We start from the raw sequence: 16,023 nt of genomic DNA on the forward strand, positions 1-16,023 counted from the left end.
TAGAGGGCAGTCAACAGTCAACAGTCAACAGTCAACAATAGTTGCAATGGATACCGCAACTTAGATAACATTGCTGACATTTGCTCGCGTCCAGAATTGAAAGCCTTGGCTACAGAGGGTCTGGATTCTAGACGTTTGACGTAATTTCTTAGGTTGGGCAGATGTTGGTAGCTATAGAGCATACGTAGATAGGCGAGGGTAGGAGCTGCGGCACAATCAGCTAAGGAAAACTCTTCTCCCGCGAGCCATGTACGGTTTGCTAGTCGCTGATCGAGGAGTGCGATCGCACTTTCTAATAACCGCTTAGGTTTTACTAATTCCTTACCGCCTCTTTCTTGTTCTGGACGTTGGCTATCGGCAAATAACGCCTCTCTACCAGTGTTGATATATACATCAACTATGCGTTCCAGCATCCGCACTTCTAAACTTAATTGTTGGTCGAGGGGAATCAGACGGGGTAATTCGTGAAAGTAGTTGTCTAGGTATTCAATAATGACGCTAGCTTCAAAAATGACTTCATTATCATTAACCAGCGTAGGGATTTTACCAAAGGGGTTGACTTGCAGATAGCGATCGCGCGCTACGGGGTCAAATAGATTTACCGGAATTGGTATAAAGTCTGCACCTTTCTCATAGAGAGCAATTAAAACTCGCTGTGAGTAGGATGAAGCAGGAGCATAGTAAAGCTGCATATTTACAAACATCCTTGTTTACTTACTCTATTACTTAGCGGTAGGTAAAACAGGTTTATGCAATTTTGCTCCGCGTACTCGATCAATTAACATTCCCGCATCTGCTGGTAAAGCGTCTCCTCTCCAAGCGACATGTCCATCAGGACGCACTAAAACAAAGTTACGCTCATAAAGCTTGGCAATTTCTGGGTTATCGATTTGCTGGGTTGTCAACGGTACGTTTCTTTCTTGGCAAGCCTGTTCTAATTTTGCAACTTCTTGTGGCTGGGAGTCAAAAGACATCAGCACAAATCCATGACCAAATAAATCTAAGGTAGATAACCCCGGTTTTAACCAAGCGTGGGGTGCGCGACAACCAGGGTAAGTACTTTGCTCCCATTGAAAAGGATCGTTGCTGGGGGGTGTGCCATCGGGGATAATAATCGGGGATTCGTAGCAGAAACCAAAGTGAACCCCAGGCGCGTCAAACTCGCGTTTTACACCACTGCGTTCCATACCTTCCGCCATTTCCTGGCGAATCTGCGCCCCTGCGGGAGAGTCGGTCATGATAACTGGGGGAATACTGCGTTTTTGCGTGCGTTCTAAGTTAGCATTCGCCTGTTCTAAATTGCGGACAGCGATGGGACGGCGTTCGATTTCATAGGTGTCAAGTAAGCGATCGCCAGCCCAGCCTTTGATTGTAGCAGCCAGTTTCCAGCCTAAATCAACCGCATCAGCGATACCTGTGTTCATCCCAAAACCGCCAGAAGGTGAAAGTGTATGGGCGCTGTCACCCACAAAGAAGATATTTCCGGCGCGGAAATTATCTGCAACGCGATGGGTTAAACGCCAGGGTTGATTAGAAATAATTTCAAATGGGGTATCAATTGATATCGCTGCGCGGATTGCTTCTTCCGCATCCCGCACTTGACCGTCTGCTTGTGGCTTTAAAATCAGGCGATATAAAGAATGTCCATCTACTGCTCGTAGTGGTTCTTGGATGATGGGATTGACCAGAAAATAAACCATTGCATGGTTTTTTCCCATCTGCGCCGCTAATTCAGGTGCTTTAAAGACGACACTTTGAAAAATTTGGGTGGCGTGGAAGGTAGGCGCATCAACACCGCAGGCTTTACGTATAGGACTACGCGCCCCATCGCAAGCTACCATGTAACGAGCGTGGATAATCTCTGTGTCTCCTGTTTCTACGTTTTTCACTTGGGCAACGATACCTGCGTTTGTTTGCTCAAAGCTTTCTAAGGAAGACAAAAAGCGAATTGTTCCCTGAGGCTCTTTACCTAAGAAATTCTGAAATACTGGAGCAAACCAATCTTGGGGACATACTTGTTCTGGTTCTGGGGTATATTCAGGGAGAGTGCGATCGCGATAGGAGGGAAAATGAACTCGGTATATTTCATGACCGCCTACAGATGTTACCCAGGCAATATCTAGAGTATGATCGGCAGGCCAGCCAGCGTTACGTATTTGCTGGGAAATGCCCCAACGGCGGCAAAATTCCATTGATCGCGGCCCGACTGTGCTGACTTTGGGGTCGGTGACAATGCCGTCTGTTTGTTCGATGAGTAAGCAATTTATACCTTGATAGCGTAATTCTACTGCCATTGCTAGACCCACAGGGCCGCCGCCGACTATTAGCACATCAGTTTCAATGTTGTTGTTTTTCATAGGTTTTCCTAAGTTTTTGAGGGGTGAGATAACGAACCACGAAGGCGCGAAGTACACAAAGGAAGAGGAAAAGAAGTAAAATTGGCAACCTGCTTCGCCCGCGATTTCACTTGGCCTTTAACTAATACGGTTCAGTCATTCAGGTAATTTTTTTAATACCATTTCTCTGTAACGATGCACTTAATATTTATAAATGAACCGCCAAGTACGCCAAGAACGCCAAGAAAGAGAGAAGGAATCAGAAGAGTGCAAGTTTATAGAGAATTGGTATAAGGAACCGCAGAGACGCAGAGGGCACAGAGAGAAGAAAGGAAGTTTAAATCTTCGTTCGTTGATTAATGCAGTAAAGATTGGGGGTTATTCGCCAGGTTTTCAAAAAATTTGGCGTAGTAATCAAACATTTCATAGACTGTACTGTGAATAACTTCGCATTCTCTGGCTTTTTGCCCCAAGCGCTCAAATCTGCGGGAGATTGCATTCATTGCTACTTCGGGTACGGGGATGTAAGCGGGTGTGTCAATCTCAAAAGATGGGCCTGCGGTTTTACCTCGTTTACCAGAGGGCATACTCATTAATAATTCTCCTAGGGGACGCATCATCCCTGTCATGACATCAATTCCTGCATTCATTAATTTGGAACGCCGTAAACTACCTGTAGGCATGAAGCCAAAGTGCTGCACCATTAACTGCATCATGAGAAAATAGCTTTCGTTAAATATTTCCATGACGGCGCGGGTTTGGGGAACGGTAACGACATTACTGTTATAATCTCGCTGATTTAGGCAAGGATTACGCAAACTTGGGTAAGAAGGATTCCAAGCTCTTTTGCGTTCAGTTTTGGTGTCATTTATCTGTTCTTGCGCGAGCGCATCTGCCAAACGGCTGAATTGTTGATAGTGCGAGCGCTCAAATTTTGGTGATTTTTGCTCACATCCTTCTCCTTGTTCGACAATTAGATCTATGGCAAATAAGGCGCTATTGAGATCGTCTACTTGTAATTGGTAGTCTGGATGGGTTTTATTAAAATCGTCACGTAAAAATAAGCGATGTTCGCCACCTACACGCCCTTTTTTGACTACAAATAAATCGGGGATATTCTCTAGTCCTTGGCGAATCTGGCGATACAGTTCGCTTAAGGAACCATAACCATGTAAGCTGTCAATTGTGCGATCGCTTGATGCTGGTTCGTTAGCCAAGTTTTCTTCTAAGAAGTCGGGCATTTCTAAGCGCATAAAACGCTGTAGAGATGTAGGATTGAGTGGTTCTAGTGCTAGGTCTACATCAATGGGGAATCTTTGGTTAAGTTTACTAAAGTCGGGGACGGCTGGGTAAAAAGGTTCGCCAATCGCCATCAATATATTGTTAACCATCAAAAAGTGAATCATTTCCTCGCGGGAAATTTCGATTAATACTCCCCGCATTCCGTAATTCCGTACTTCTTTCCCATCACCACAGGCTAAATGTAGCTGTTCTTGTGTCCACAATCCCCGGCGTACATATTCTTCGCCTGTAACGTAGTTGGGGATGGAATATCCAGCATAGATATATTGCAGCATCACAGCTACTTCTAACTCGGCTGCTTGTTTTAAAGCACTTACCAATTCTGCGCGAGTTTGAATAGTGCGTTGGCTATGCTTTGGTTCGGGAATCGCTGGGGGAACATAACCGACTCGCTGCTGATTTTGCAGAAATTTCCGTAACAGTGTGGTTTTAGCTTGGGACATATCGCGGCTGGGTGGCATATAGTAGGTTTTATATTTGTTCTTCGGATCGGACATTTGCCACATTAATCGCGCATAGGTTTCGACTTTGCACTTGTCAGCCAGACTGAAGACATCTACTTTCATAAACGAGAAACATAACTCGTAGTAAGCCAGAACGTGTTTGTAAATCAGGTTAAAATCTACAGCTTCAGTGGGAATTTCATCTAAGTGCCAATCGTTACTTAATACGCGCACGGCAAAAAAGCCAGCACCTGACCAAAAGCCAAGTTTATTGTCATTGTCGTAAGCTATTTCCGCAGCATCTACGTGATTAATATCACCAGGAAACTCATCAGGTTGGGTAGATAGCAATACCTTTGCAGTTCCCGCGATCGCACCCCGTAGAGTCACCCAACCGCGCCCTGTAGCATCAGTAGAAATGACAGATTTAGGCGCAAAATCTCCTGGTTTCTCCCGCTTACCCGGCTTGAAATGGACAATTGCCATTTCTGAGGGGTGGGGAAAGTGGAAAGTGGAGTCTAAATTAGTGCGATCGCGCAGTTGGGGAAATGCTCTCGGATTATAGAACTGGCTGAGATAAACAGACTCAACCGCCGCCGGACATCCCCGCACAAAAGACCGTACCTCTAACTCAACTGCGTGGTCTTCACCAGTTTTTAAATTAGGATGTTCAATAAACAAACAAGCGTCATCTATCTGAAGATTGATTTCTTGTTCTTTAACGAGAATTTGCCGTTCTCCGTTAACATCTGTACCGATGATGCACAAACCTTGCTGTTCTATCTCATCGCGCAGATTCTCAAACAATTCCGCTAAAGGTACATCTACAATCCCACTTGTCAATTGATAGGCTGGAAGCTGATAAGTATCCTTCAATATCCGCCCAATCAGCCGTTGACTACCAACTGTACGCACCTCCAAATCGCCCAAGTCAAGCTTGCAACCAATCGCATGGGTAGGCCCTGGCCCTGGCTTGGCAGCACGCCCTACACAAGGTACTGCCGTTATCATGTTTAAACTAATACCTTGTGAACTTACTTGCAGCGTCAAATTAGAAAGCCCTCTTCCTTCCTCTCTGCCCTCTGCCTCCTGCACACTGAGCGAAGTCGAAGTGTGCCCTCTGCCTTCTTCATCAGAAATCAACAACCGCCCATGAGGATAACTACTGAGTTCATCTTTACACCACAACCCGATAGTTCCGTGCAGTTCCCAAAAACTTGGTGAATCCGGTTGCACTGGTGCGGACATATTGCTGATGCTAAACTGCACTACCAGTCCCAAAACATCATTGCGGTTCATCGCTTCCCGTAACATGGTTACCGTTGGTGACTGGGCGACTTCTTCACCCCATAACCAATCCTCAGCATCTTTGGGAATAGCAAACTGATAAACTGCTGCTCGTTTAAATTCCTGATTGAGGCAATGTTCTGGCAATTCGCGGATATAATCAAAGTTCTGCCACCGGGCTAACTGCATACCTGCGATAGGTGCAGAAAGCATATTTGGGACTTCGTGGGAAGCGCCTTGGCGACCAAAGGTCAACTGACCTAACATAATTGTGTTAGTCCAGTTAGAAGCTGGATCGCATTCAAAGAAACGGGCGCGGTTGAAAGTAGTTTTCACATAATCATTGTAATGACCCCACAAATCAACACTGCGTCCCACCACTGGATCTTGTCGATCAATTTTTCCAAACTCGCGCTGTGTGCTGACAATTTGTGCTTCTATCGAAAAATGACCGTTTCCGCCGAAATTCCAACCCGTAGCGCTGCTAAAAGCACCATTTTCATCTAATTGTCCTTCGGCGTTAAATCGCGTACCTAAGTTGTAGAGGTATTCGTGATACTCAGATACAGGGCGGTTAAGGTCAACAGGTTTACCATTCATGTAAACAGTATTGCTGCTAACATCTACTTGTCCGTTTTTGTGTCCTGTAGGCGCATGGATACGGGCGAAACCTTGGAAATGAAGCCGGGGAAAATCTAGAATACTCATTATTCAAAAACGCTTTGATGAATGACTTGAATAGAAAGTTACAAAATAAGGAAAGACTTTATAATTGCTGGCGAGTTTAAGCTTTAGAAGTTGTTAATTGCTGTAGAGACTTTTCGGTTTCGTTCTTCAAGGAGTACTTTGTTGCTGTGATCAAAGCAGGTTTGGAGGAAACGATATCATAAATTGCTTCCAGTGCAGACTCAATGGAACCTTGTAGCCAAGCGGGATATCGAGAACAATGTTCACCAGCAAAGAACAGAGTATTTTGGGGTCTAGCAGCTTCTAGATAATTGATGCTGTAGTTAGCTTCGTCGGACATATCATCCTTCCAGTGTACAGTGCAACCACCATCACTCCACTTGTAATTACCCCAGGCAATGGAAGCCACATCTGCAACCATACCCGATGATTGCAGTTCTGGATGAACTTGGCTGACAACGTTTTTAACATAGCTGTGACGTTGTTCTTCAGACATATTTCCTAAGCGATCGGCATCGTCACCGATAGTGTAGCTAGCTAACATTACACTACCACTATTGGGGTTAAAGTTTACAGAAGGATAATATGTTTGGCGCACACCGTCACCACTGAAGGAAGCACCACCATTAATACCTTGCTGTTGCCAAAAAGCTTCCTTTGTATGAAATGCAACTTTAGTTGCTGGGCAATATATTGTATTTTGAATCGAATCTAATTTTCTTTCATCGAATCCGCTTAACTCCATTTTCCGCAGGATAGAGAAAGGAATAGTACAGAGTACATAGTCACAACGGCGGGTGTATCTTTGTCCATTTTCTAACCAATCAATTTCTGTATAATCTTCATGGACGCGGATCGCAACGATTTGTTGATTGCACTTAATTGGCGCTTTAATCGATTGAACTAAACGTTGAATTAGTTGATCCATACCGCCTTTTAATTGCAATAAATCATGGCTAGTTTCCACTAAAATATCACTGAGGAACATATCAACGGCTTTGCTACAACGAGCGCGAAAACCAGGGTTGTCTTTAATAAAGGATTGCAGGTCAATATTTTCGCCGTCTTCGCTAAAATAAGGTTCTAAATCTAGCCGTTCCAACTCATCCATTAAGTGTGACTGCAAATCTTGTTCTAAGCTTTCACGCAAATTTCCAGGGGAGATAGTATCAACAATGGTTTTGAGCCAAGCAGCAAACAGTCGAGTTTTTTCACTGTAACGGCTATCAGTAAAAATTCCTTGATAGCGTTCTTGGAGAATGCGGGGTGCATCTTTCATGCGGAAAATTTTTCCTTGGATATTCATGAAAGCGTTTTGTTCTTCAAAGACTGTGACAAATTTGCACAGCTTGTCACTCAATCCCAATTTATGTACATAGTGTAGTGTGTGTTGATGTGCGCTAGGTATACGCATTGCTCCGAGTTCTGCATAGGGAGCATCAGGTTCATTACCAAAGCGGTGTGTCCAAATTCTACCGCCAATGCGTGGGCTAGCTTCCATAATATCGACTTCATGACCCATGCGTTCTAATTCATAAGCTGCAACTAAACCTGCAATTCCAGCACCCAGAATGGTGATGCGCTTACCTTTTTGAAAGTTGCTTAGTTGGCTCATTTCTAGAATTGTGGTGGTGTCCATTTTTCAATACCTCGTTAAAGTTTTAAGATGGGATAAGATTTAATAAGAAATATTGTGTTTTGGTTTAAAAAGCTGTCAATTAAGCTTGTGAGTTGCTTTACCGCAGCGTTTCAACCGCCTCTGTTATTTGATAGCGATCGCCTAATTTGGTTTATGCAATCCGCCAGAAAAAATCTGGAAAAACGCCTAAAATGCTTATGGGGTAAGCAATTTAGCTTATAGCTGGCAAATAGGTGCTAAGAGAAAGCCAGCAATGTTAATAAAAGTAAAGTAAACTCAAGCTCTCTGCGCTTGTACTTCTGCCTATATGCACAGAAAACTACTTAAACCACATCTATTTTGAGAACCATAGTTTTAAAAGTAGTGGGAGCATCTTGCTCCCTGGGCTTCTTCGCGGGCAAGATGCCCGCACTACTCCATGTTTCAAAATGGACGAGGTTGATATAACGTAGAGCGATCGCTTACTCCTGATTTTAGGAATGCATAACTTCTCTTCTCCTGCTGGTAGTGAAGAAATAGTTCACCATTGCAACACCCAGGAGACAGCAAAAAATGGTTCCCTTATCAAAAAAATTACCAAGTAAAGCTGCTAACAAAAAAATTGATAGTAATTTATTCCTAATAGTTTGTATATCTTTAATTGCCACAAGTGGCATATTTAGCATTAATCCTGTAGTGCCAAATATAGCTACAGGTCTTAATACTTCACCTCAAGAAATCGGGCTAATCATGACAGCTTTTTTATTACCTACTACATTAGGTAGCCCGATTGGCGGTGCTTTAGCTGACCGTTTTGGTAGAAAGAAAATTCTGATTCCTTCATTAATACTATTTGGAATTGGGGGAGTTTTATGTGCTTTAGCAACTAATTTCCGCAGCTTAGTAGAATGGCGATTCCTCACAGGGATTGGTGCTGCTAGTTTAGAGTCGGTAGAACTGACTATTATTAGTGATTTATATAGCGGTAAAATGCTTACTGCGGCAATGGGATTTAATTCGGCGATGATTGGCGTTGCTGCTACAATTTATCCTTTGATTGGTGGGGCATTAGCTGCTTTAAATTGGCGATATACATTTTTATTATCAGTATTAGCTTTGCCATTGGCATTATTAATTGGCACAAAATTACAGCTACCAACTCAACAAAAGACTACTGAAACTTTAGATTGGAAAAGCTATCTCAAAACTACGTGGATAAATCTCAAGAATCCGCAAGTTATTGGATTACTATTTACAGTATTTTCCATGTTCATCATTGAGTTAGGTGCTTTCTATATATATCTTCCAATCTACGCAGGTAAATTTTTAAATGCTGCTGGTGCCCAAATTGGATTACTTCTTTCTACTGACTCAATTGCTTTTGCTTTAGCCGCTTCACAACTGGGACTTTTAGTCCGTTGGTTTTCAGAAAAAACCTTAATTGTTGCTGGTTTTGTAATCGGTGCATTGTCGTTGTTGATGATTCCTGCAATTCATAACGTTTGGTTGTTGCTGATTCCCTGCGTTATCGCTGGTGCATCTCAAGCCTTGGTTTTACCACCTCTGCAATCAATGTTAGCCGCGATCGCTCCTGAAGGTTATCGGGCTGGATTTATGGCGCTGAATGTTACTGTTCAATCATTAGGAAGAGCATTAGGCCCTTTATTTGGCGGTATTACCTTCGCCGCTTGGGGAATCGCCGGAGTATTTTATGCCAATGTCGCGCTTTCTTTAATTACAGTTGTAGTGTTTAGTTTGCTCCTGAGAAAAAGCAACTCAAAACCCTCTAACCCCTAAATTTGTAAAATTGATAATTTCAGCTTCAAAGACATTTTACCCCACCCCTCAATCCCCTCCCCGTTTACGGGGAGGGGACGTTTTGCGTTAGCAAAGCTGGGGTGGGGTAAGGCGGATCGTGATGGTAAGTGAGAGAATTGGCTCATCTCTGTTCCTTGGCGTTCTTTGCGTTTTTGGCGGTTCGTTTATTAATATTAAGATTTTTTGTAGTGATGGCTCTCTAGCCCGCTTTCTTGATATTAGGGAGCAAGATGCTCCCACTACAAATTTATTTGGAGCAAAATTGAGATTCTCTCCTTTCACTGCATAAACTATCGCTACCTACTTCTATATAAATTTATCAAGCGAAAAACTATTCCAAAGCGTACAAATACATTAACCACAACCACAAATATTTTAGGAGAATAAGAAAATGATAGTAGTAATGAAAACCCACACCCCAGCCGCAGAAATTGAAAGTTTAATTCAAGAATTCCGCAGTTGGAATCTCACACCAGAAACCATTGAAAGTAACAACAAAGTAGTGATTGGTTTGGTAGGAGATACTGCTAGTCTAAATATCGAACAAGTTCAACAGCTAAGTCCTTTTGTTGAGCAGGTTTTACGAGTCAAGCATCCCTTTAAACGCGCTAGTTTAGAATTCCGTCATGGAGAATATAGCGAAGTAGCTGTACCAACTCCCAATGGAGTCGTAACTTTTGGTCAAAATCATCCTTTAGTAATTGTCGCTGGCCCCTGTTCTGTAGAAAATGAAGACATGATTGTGGAAATAGCGCAGGTAGTTAAAGCTACAGGTGCGCAATTCCTTAGAGGTGGAGCCTATAAACCGCGTACCTCTCCTTATGCTTTCCAAGGACATGGAGAAAGCGCCCTATCCCTGTTAGCAAAAGCCCGTGAAGTTACAGGTTTAGGAATTATTACCGAAGTTATGGATACAGCTGATTTGGAGAAAGTTGCAGAAGTTGCAGATGTAGTGCAAATCGGTGCGCGTAATATGCAGAATTTCTCCCTATTAAAGAAAGCTGGTGCTACAGGTAAACCAATTTTGCTCAAGCGGGGCTTGTCTGCAACCATTGAAGAATGGTTAATGGCGGCAGAATATATTTTAGCTAGTGGTAATCCTAATGTGATTTTGTGCGAACGTGGCATTCGCAGCTTTGACCAAAAATATACCAGAAATACTCTAGATTTATCTGTAATCCCTGTATTGCGCAAGTTAACCCATTTGCCAATCATGATTGACCCCAGCCATGCTACTGGCTACTCAGAATATGTTCCCACAATGGTCAAAGCTGCGATCGCAGCTGGTACAGATTCTTTAATGATTGAAACTCACCCCAACCCCAAAAAAGCATTGTCTGATGGGACTCAATCTCTCACTCCTGGGGAATTTGTGGAACTAATCCAGGAAATTACTCCCTTGGTACAATTCTTTGGTCGTGGTCATCAATCAGACTTGACAACAACATTTACTGCTAAAGTTCCTTCTACTGTCAATGCATAAATTCAATTGGTTGATGTCTATTTAATTTCAGCTAGTAAACATTAACCAGATTCAGGTGGCTGTTGATGGTATTGGAAGCGATCGCCACCTCTACCATCAATTAGCCAAATATTCCGTATTATTTTGTAAATAAAACTCGTCAGAGGTAAGCATTTATGTATTTTGAAACAGGTTCCTATACAACTCAAGGCGGTATATTTATCTCCCGTTCCGTCACTAATACTTCCATCCACACGGCAATTGAAGAAGTTTTGATGCGTCTCGATTCCCAACGGGGAGGATTACTGACAAGTAGCTATGAATACCCAGGTCGTTACAAACGTTGGGCTATGGGTTTTGTCAATCCACCCTTAGAAATTGCGACACGCGATCGCAGTTTTACAATTACCGCCCACAATGAGCGAGGTAAGGTACTGTTAGATTATTTAGCAGAACTTCTGCGCGATCGCCCATATCTTGAAACTGTCACTCAAGAAAATAATTGTATCATCGGCTCTGTTCAACCAACCCAAAGCTTATTTTCCGAAGAAGAACGCAGTAGACAACCATCTGTTTTCAGTGTGATTCGCGAGATATTATCTGCCTTCGACAGTCAGGAAGATGAACACTTAGGACTTTATGGTGCATTTGGCTATGACTTAGTTTTTCAATTTGAGCAAATGCAAAAGCGGCTGGAACGTTCCTCAGACCAAAGAGATTTGGTACTATATCTACCTGATGAATTATTTGTAGTTGACTACCATCTACAACAAGCATTTCGTTTGCAGTATGATTTCGTCACTAAAAATAGTAGCACCAGAGATTTACCCCGCAAAGGTGAAGTTATAGATTACCGAGGTCAGCGTTTGAGTGTAACTCAAAATTCCGACCATGCACCAGGTGAATATGAGCAACAGGTAACAAAAGCACTTGATTACTTCCGTCGTGGCGATTTATTTGAAGTTGTACCCAGTCAAAGCTTTTTTCAAGCCTGTGAAAAATCTCCCACCGAACTTTTCCGCACCCTCAAAGAAATTAATCCCAGTCCCTACGGATTTATCTTTAATTTAGGCGGAGAGTATATCATCGGCGCTTCTCCAGAAATGTTTGTCCGCGTAGATGGCAGACGTGTAGAAACTTGCCCCATCAGTGGTACAATACGCCGAGGAAAAGATGCAATTGATGATGCGGCACAAATCCAAAAGTTGCTAAATTCGCGCAAAGATGAATCTGAACTAACCATGTGTACCGATGTAGACCGCAACGATAAATCGCGGATTTGTGAACCGGGTTCAGTGCAAGTTATTGGTCGTCGCCAAATCGAATTGTACAGTCATCTAATCCATACAGTAGATCATGTAGAAGGTTTATTAAGACCAGAATTTGATGCTTTAGATGCATTTTTGACTCATTTGTGGGCAGTTACAGTCACAGGCGCACCAAAACGTTCCGCCATGCAGTTTTTGGAACAAAACGAACACAGTCCCAGACGTTGGTATGGTGGAGCTGTAGGATATTTAAGTTTCAAAGGCAATTTAAATACTGGCTTAATTCTCAGAACAATCCGACTGAAAGACTCAGTTGCACAAGTGCGAGTCGGTGCAACAGTTCTTTATGATTCAGAACCAGAAGCAGAAGCCCAAGAAACCTTGACAAAGGCGGCTGCACTTTTCCAAACACTTTTCCGAGTCAATTCCCAGAATGCAGATTTAGCCAAAACATCAAAACTTGAGGCGCAACCAGCAAATACAGCAGCAGGTAAGCGTGTTTTACTAATTGATTATGAAGACTCATTTGTTCATACCTTAGCCAACTACATCCGTCAAACTGGTGCTACAGTCACAACACTAAGACATGGTTTTGCAGAATCAGTCTTTGATACCGAAAAACCAGACTTGGTTGTCTTATCTCCCGGCCCTGGTAAACCCAGTGATTTTGGCATTGCAGAGACAATTCAAACTTGCAAAAAGCGACACATTCCTTTATTTGGCGTATGTTTGGGATTACAGGGAATTGTCGAAGCCCACGGCGGAAAATTAGGAATTCTCGATTATCCTCAACATGGTAAAGTATCTCGTGTTTCGGTTGTAGATCGAGATTCTGTAACTTTTAAAAAGTTACCAGAATCCTTTGCAGTTGGTCGATATCACTCCTTATATGCATTACCCCAATACCTACCTTCAGAACTAAAAATTACAGCCATGTCCGAAGATGGCGTAATTATGGGCATTGAGCATAAATCCCTACCAATTGCCGCCGTGCAATTCCATCCAGAATCCATCATGACTTTAGCAGGAGGCGTTGGTTTAGAAATGATTAAAAATGTAGTTTTTGCATTTACAAATTTACCTGCTTTCTCAGTTGTGGCAAATTAAAAACTACAGAATTTACACACTTATACCAATTCTCTGTGAACTTGAGCTTAATCATTACTCTTTTTTACTTGGCGTACTTGGCGTACTTGGCGGTTCGTTTCATCAATAAAAAGCTCATCTTCATAGAGAATTAGTATTAGATCCCCCAACCGACTTAAAAAAGGCGGCTAGGGGGATATAGGTCAATACGGTTCAGTTAGGACTAAAACACTGTTATCACGGTCAATTTTTTAATGAACCGCCAAGACGCCAAGGACGCAGAGAGAAGAAGAAATAGAAGGAAGTATTGCTTAACTGAACTGTATTGGGATATAGCTTTCACACTGCCATGCATAAGTACTTATACTAAGTTGCTATCAAAAATAGTATATAGTATCTGTCATTGCGACCAGAACGCAGTAGAGGGAAGCAATCTCATTAATCTCAAGCTACTACAACAGACCGCAACTTAGTATTAATCAAATAATCCTCCAAGCAAAATGCTAAATTATCATTCTCAACCCACACAAACAACTACAAAATATAGCAACTCGCGTCATATTCTCGATGAAATTGTTGAGTATAAACAACAAGAAGTTGCCCAAAGAAAGGAAAAATTACCTTTAGCAGATTTAAAACTTAAGCTAAATTTTGCACCTAATCCGCGAGATTTCCGCAACGCCCTCAGAGAAAATTCTCGTAAACCTAGCATCATTGCAGAAGTCAAGAAAGCCTCACCTAGTAAAGGTGTGATTCGTGCTGACTTTGAGCCTGTAAAAATAGCCCAAGCATATGAGCAAGGTGGTGCGAGTTGTATCTCTGTTTTGACCGATGAAAAATTTTTCCAGGGCAGTTTTGAAAACTTGCGGATTATTAGAAATAATGTCTCACGGCCACTACTTTGCAAAGAGTTTATTATAGACCCTTATCAAATTTATCTAGCAAGAGTTAATGGAGCAGATGCTATATTACTAATTGCGGCAATTCTATCAAATGAAACTCTGAAATATTTTCTACAAATTGCTCGTGATTTAGGCATGGTTGCCTTAATAGAAGTACATACTTTAGCAGAGCTTGACCGAGTATTAGAGTTAGATAATGTGGAATTAATTGGCATTAATAACCGCAATTTGCAAGATTTTAGCCTTGATTTAAAAACAACTCAACATCTGTTAGAAGAACGGCGACAGCAGTTAAGCAGCTTAGATATTACAGTTGTCAGTGAATCAGGTTTATACACATCTGCTGATTTAAATTTTGTTGCCCAAGCCGGTGCTGAAGCTGTGTTGATTGGCGAATCTTTAGTTAAGCAAGCTGATTTAGTCCAAGCTATTAAGCAACTCTTGATAAATTAATAATAGAAGCAAGGCAGAAGGCATAATTGGGAGCATCCAAAATGTGTAAATTTATTTTTTGTAGTCATGGCTCTCTAGGGCGCTGATTTGACATTAGGGAGCAAGATGCTCCCACTACAAATTTATCGCGCTCTTGCTATCAGTTGTAGGGGCGGGTTTACAGATATCCTCCTTAATTAAGGATGATCTAAATAAACCCGCCCCTACATATAAAACAGAACTTACGCAAAAATTGCCAAAAAGCTTAATTTATTGAACCGCCAAGACGCCAAGAACGCCTTCGCGTAGCGTCTCCCCTTGGGAGAAGAATTCGTAGAGTGTGCGTAAGTCCTATAAAACTCCACCCATCAAGGGAAGGAGTTTTATATTTACTTCTGCCTCCTGCCATCTGCCTCCTACCTTCTTCTCAAATTCTGCATTTTTTATTCTTCCTTTCCCCTATATAAAAATAGTTAACCTTTACTTACTAGTTACTCAATATGACATCTATTTCTCAACAATTTGAAGTTTTACGTGCAAAAAATCAATGTGCTTTGATTCCTTTTTTAACAGCTGGCGATCCTGATTTAGAAAATACAGCTGAAGCCCTAAGAGTTTTAGATGCAAGCGGTGCAGATTTTATTGAATTAGGAGTTCCTTATTCCGATCCGTTGGCTGACGGGCCGATTATTCAAGCGGCTGCTACCCGCGCCCTAAAACAAGGAACTCGTTTGATTCATGTTTTAGAAATGGTACAGTCAGTGACTCGTAGTTTGCGATCGCCTATTATCCTCTTTACTTACTACAACCCTATTTTAAATATGGGTGTGCAATCATTCCTTGAGCGGGTTGCAATCTCTGGGGTTAAGGGGTTAGTTGTACCCGATTTACCTCTAGAAGAGGCAGGTAAATTACTACAAATTGCCGATTCTGTGGGAGTTGAAGTCACATTGTTAGTCACTCCTAATAGTTCGCCAGAACGCATTCAAGCGATCGCGCAGCAATCCCAAGGATTTATTTACCTAGTGAGTGTCACAGGTGTGACAGGTATACGTCAAGAGGTACAAACTCGTGTTAAAGATGTAATTAATCAAATCCGTAATGTCACAGATAAACCAATTGGCGTTGGATTTGGTATTTCTAGCCCAGAACAAGCCCTGCAACTAAAAGAATGGGGTGCAGATGCAGTCATAGTTGGTAGTGCCTTTGTACAAAGATTGTCAGATAATACACCTTACCGAGGTTTACGCGCTATTCGCGATTTCTGTAGCGATTTGAAAGTATCTATAGGGGCTAGAGGCTAGTGGCTAGGGATTAGGAAAACAAAAATCTATTACCCAACCTTTTAACAGTCAACCGTCAACCGTCAACCGTCAACAATT

Annotated in this window: 10 protein-coding genes; 6 read left to right on the forward strand and 4 right to left on the reverse strand. The window is 42.2% G+C overall.

Going from position 1 to position 16,023, the window contains the following annotated elements:
* Positions 1-17: 17 nt before the first annotated feature.
* From AACW45_RS30815 to AACW45_RS30830, 4 genes are all read right to left on the reverse strand, one after another.
* On the reverse strand, positions 18-692 hold the full coding sequence (locus AACW45_RS30815) for a glutathione S-transferase family protein (RefSeq protein WP_190629724.1): 675 nt from the start codon (positions 690-692) through the stop codon (positions 18-20).
* Between the two features lie 30 nt (positions 693-722).
* Positions 723-2,357 (reverse strand): FAD-dependent monooxygenase, encoded by a 1,635-nt coding sequence (locus AACW45_RS30820; protein ID WP_190629726.1) that lies wholly within the window; start codon positions 2,355-2,357, stop codon positions 723-725.
* Positions 2,358-2,692: 335 nt separating this feature from the next.
* On the reverse strand, positions 2,693-6,076 hold the full coding sequence (locus AACW45_RS30825) for a ferritin-like domain-containing protein (protein ID WP_190629728.1): 3,384 nt from the start codon (positions 6,074-6,076) through the stop codon (positions 2,693-2,695).
* Between the two features lie 76 nt (positions 6,077-6,152).
* Positions 6,153-7,694, reverse strand: a complete 1,542-nt coding sequence (locus tag AACW45_RS30830; protein ID WP_190629731.1) for a flavin monoamine oxidase family protein — start codon at positions 7,692-7,694, stop codon at positions 6,153-6,155.
* An 87-nt stretch (positions 7,695-7,781) separates the two neighbouring features.
* On the opposite strand from AACW45_RS30830, the gene AACW45_RS30835 reads away from it, so the two are divergent.
* The 6 genes from AACW45_RS30835 to trpA all read left to right on the forward strand — a co-directional run bounded on the left by AACW45_RS30835 (position 7,782) and on the right by trpA (position 15,945).
* Complete coding sequence (locus AACW45_RS30835) at positions 7,782-7,916, forward strand: hypothetical protein (protein ID WP_277880231.1); 135 nt, start codon at positions 7,782-7,784, stop codon at positions 7,914-7,916.
* Positions 7,917-8,246: 330 nt separating this feature from the next.
* Positions 8,247-9,470: an MFS transporter gene (locus AACW45_RS30840; protein ID WP_190629733.1), complete on the forward strand. Its 1,224-nt coding sequence runs from the start codon at positions 8,247-8,249 to the stop codon at positions 9,468-9,470.
* Positions 9,471-9,882: 412 nt separating this feature from the next.
* On the forward strand, positions 9,883-10,974 hold the full coding sequence (gene aroF / locus AACW45_RS30845; protein ID WP_190629735.1) for a 3-deoxy-7-phosphoheptulonate synthase: 1,092 nt from the start codon (positions 9,883-9,885) through the stop codon (positions 10,972-10,974).
* A gap of 155 nt (positions 10,975-11,129) precedes the next feature.
* Positions 11,130-13,328: an anthranilate synthase gene (locus AACW45_RS30850; RefSeq protein WP_190629738.1), complete on the forward strand. Its 2,199-nt coding sequence runs from the start codon at positions 11,130-11,132 to the stop codon at positions 13,326-13,328.
* A 479-nt stretch (positions 13,329-13,807) separates the two neighbouring features.
* The gene (gene trpC / locus AACW45_RS30855; protein ID WP_190629740.1) at positions 13,808-14,662 is read left to right on the forward strand and encodes an indole-3-glycerol phosphate synthase TrpC; all 855 of its coding nucleotides are present in this window, start codon (positions 13,808-13,810) and stop codon (positions 14,660-14,662) included.
* 479 nt (positions 14,663-15,141) lie between these two features.
* Positions 15,142-15,945, forward strand: coding sequence for a tryptophan synthase subunit alpha (trpA, locus tag AACW45_RS30860; protein ID WP_190629742.1), 804 nt, complete (start codon positions 15,142-15,144; stop codon positions 15,943-15,945).
* Positions 15,946-16,023 lie beyond the last annotated feature (78 nt).

Origin of the sequence: Calothrix sp. FACHB-168, from assembly GCF_963889195.1 — a bacterium.
In the GTDB taxonomy this organism is placed as follows: domain Bacteria; phylum Cyanobacteriota; class Cyanobacteriia; order Cyanobacteriales; family Nostocaceae; genus Aulosira; species Aulosira anomala_A.

Coding starts and splice junctions, on each gene's coding strand:
- AACW45_RS30850 (WP_190629738.1), top strand. CDS start 11,130: ATGTATTTTGAAACAGGTTCCTATACAACTCAAGGCGGTATATTTATC.
- aroF (WP_190629735.1), top strand. CDS start 9,883: ATGATAGTAGTAATGAAAACCCACACCCCAGCCGCAGAAATTGAAAGT.
- AACW45_RS30840 (WP_190629733.1), top strand. CDS start 8,247: ATGGTTCCCTTATCAAAAAAATTACCAAGTAAAGCTGCTAACAAAAAA.
- trpA (WP_190629742.1), top strand. CDS start 15,142: ATGACATCTATTTCTCAACAATTTGAAGTTTTACGTGCAAAAAATCAA.
- AACW45_RS30815 (WP_190629724.1), bottom strand. CDS start 692: ATGCAGCTTTACTATGCTCCTGCTTCATCCTACTCACAGCGAGTTTTA.
- AACW45_RS30820 (WP_190629726.1), bottom strand. CDS start 2,357: ATGAAAAACAACAACATTGAAACTGATGTGCTAATAGTCGGCGGCGGC.
- trpC (WP_190629740.1), top strand. CDS start 13,808: ATGCTAAATTATCATTCTCAACCCACACAAACAACTACAAAATATAGC.
- AACW45_RS30830 (WP_190629731.1), bottom strand. CDS start 7,694: ATGGACACCACCACAATTCTAGAAATGAGCCAACTAAGCAACTTTCAA.
- AACW45_RS30825 (WP_190629728.1), bottom strand. CDS start 6,076: ATGAGTATTCTAGATTTTCCCCGGCTTCATTTCCAAGGTTTCGCCCGT.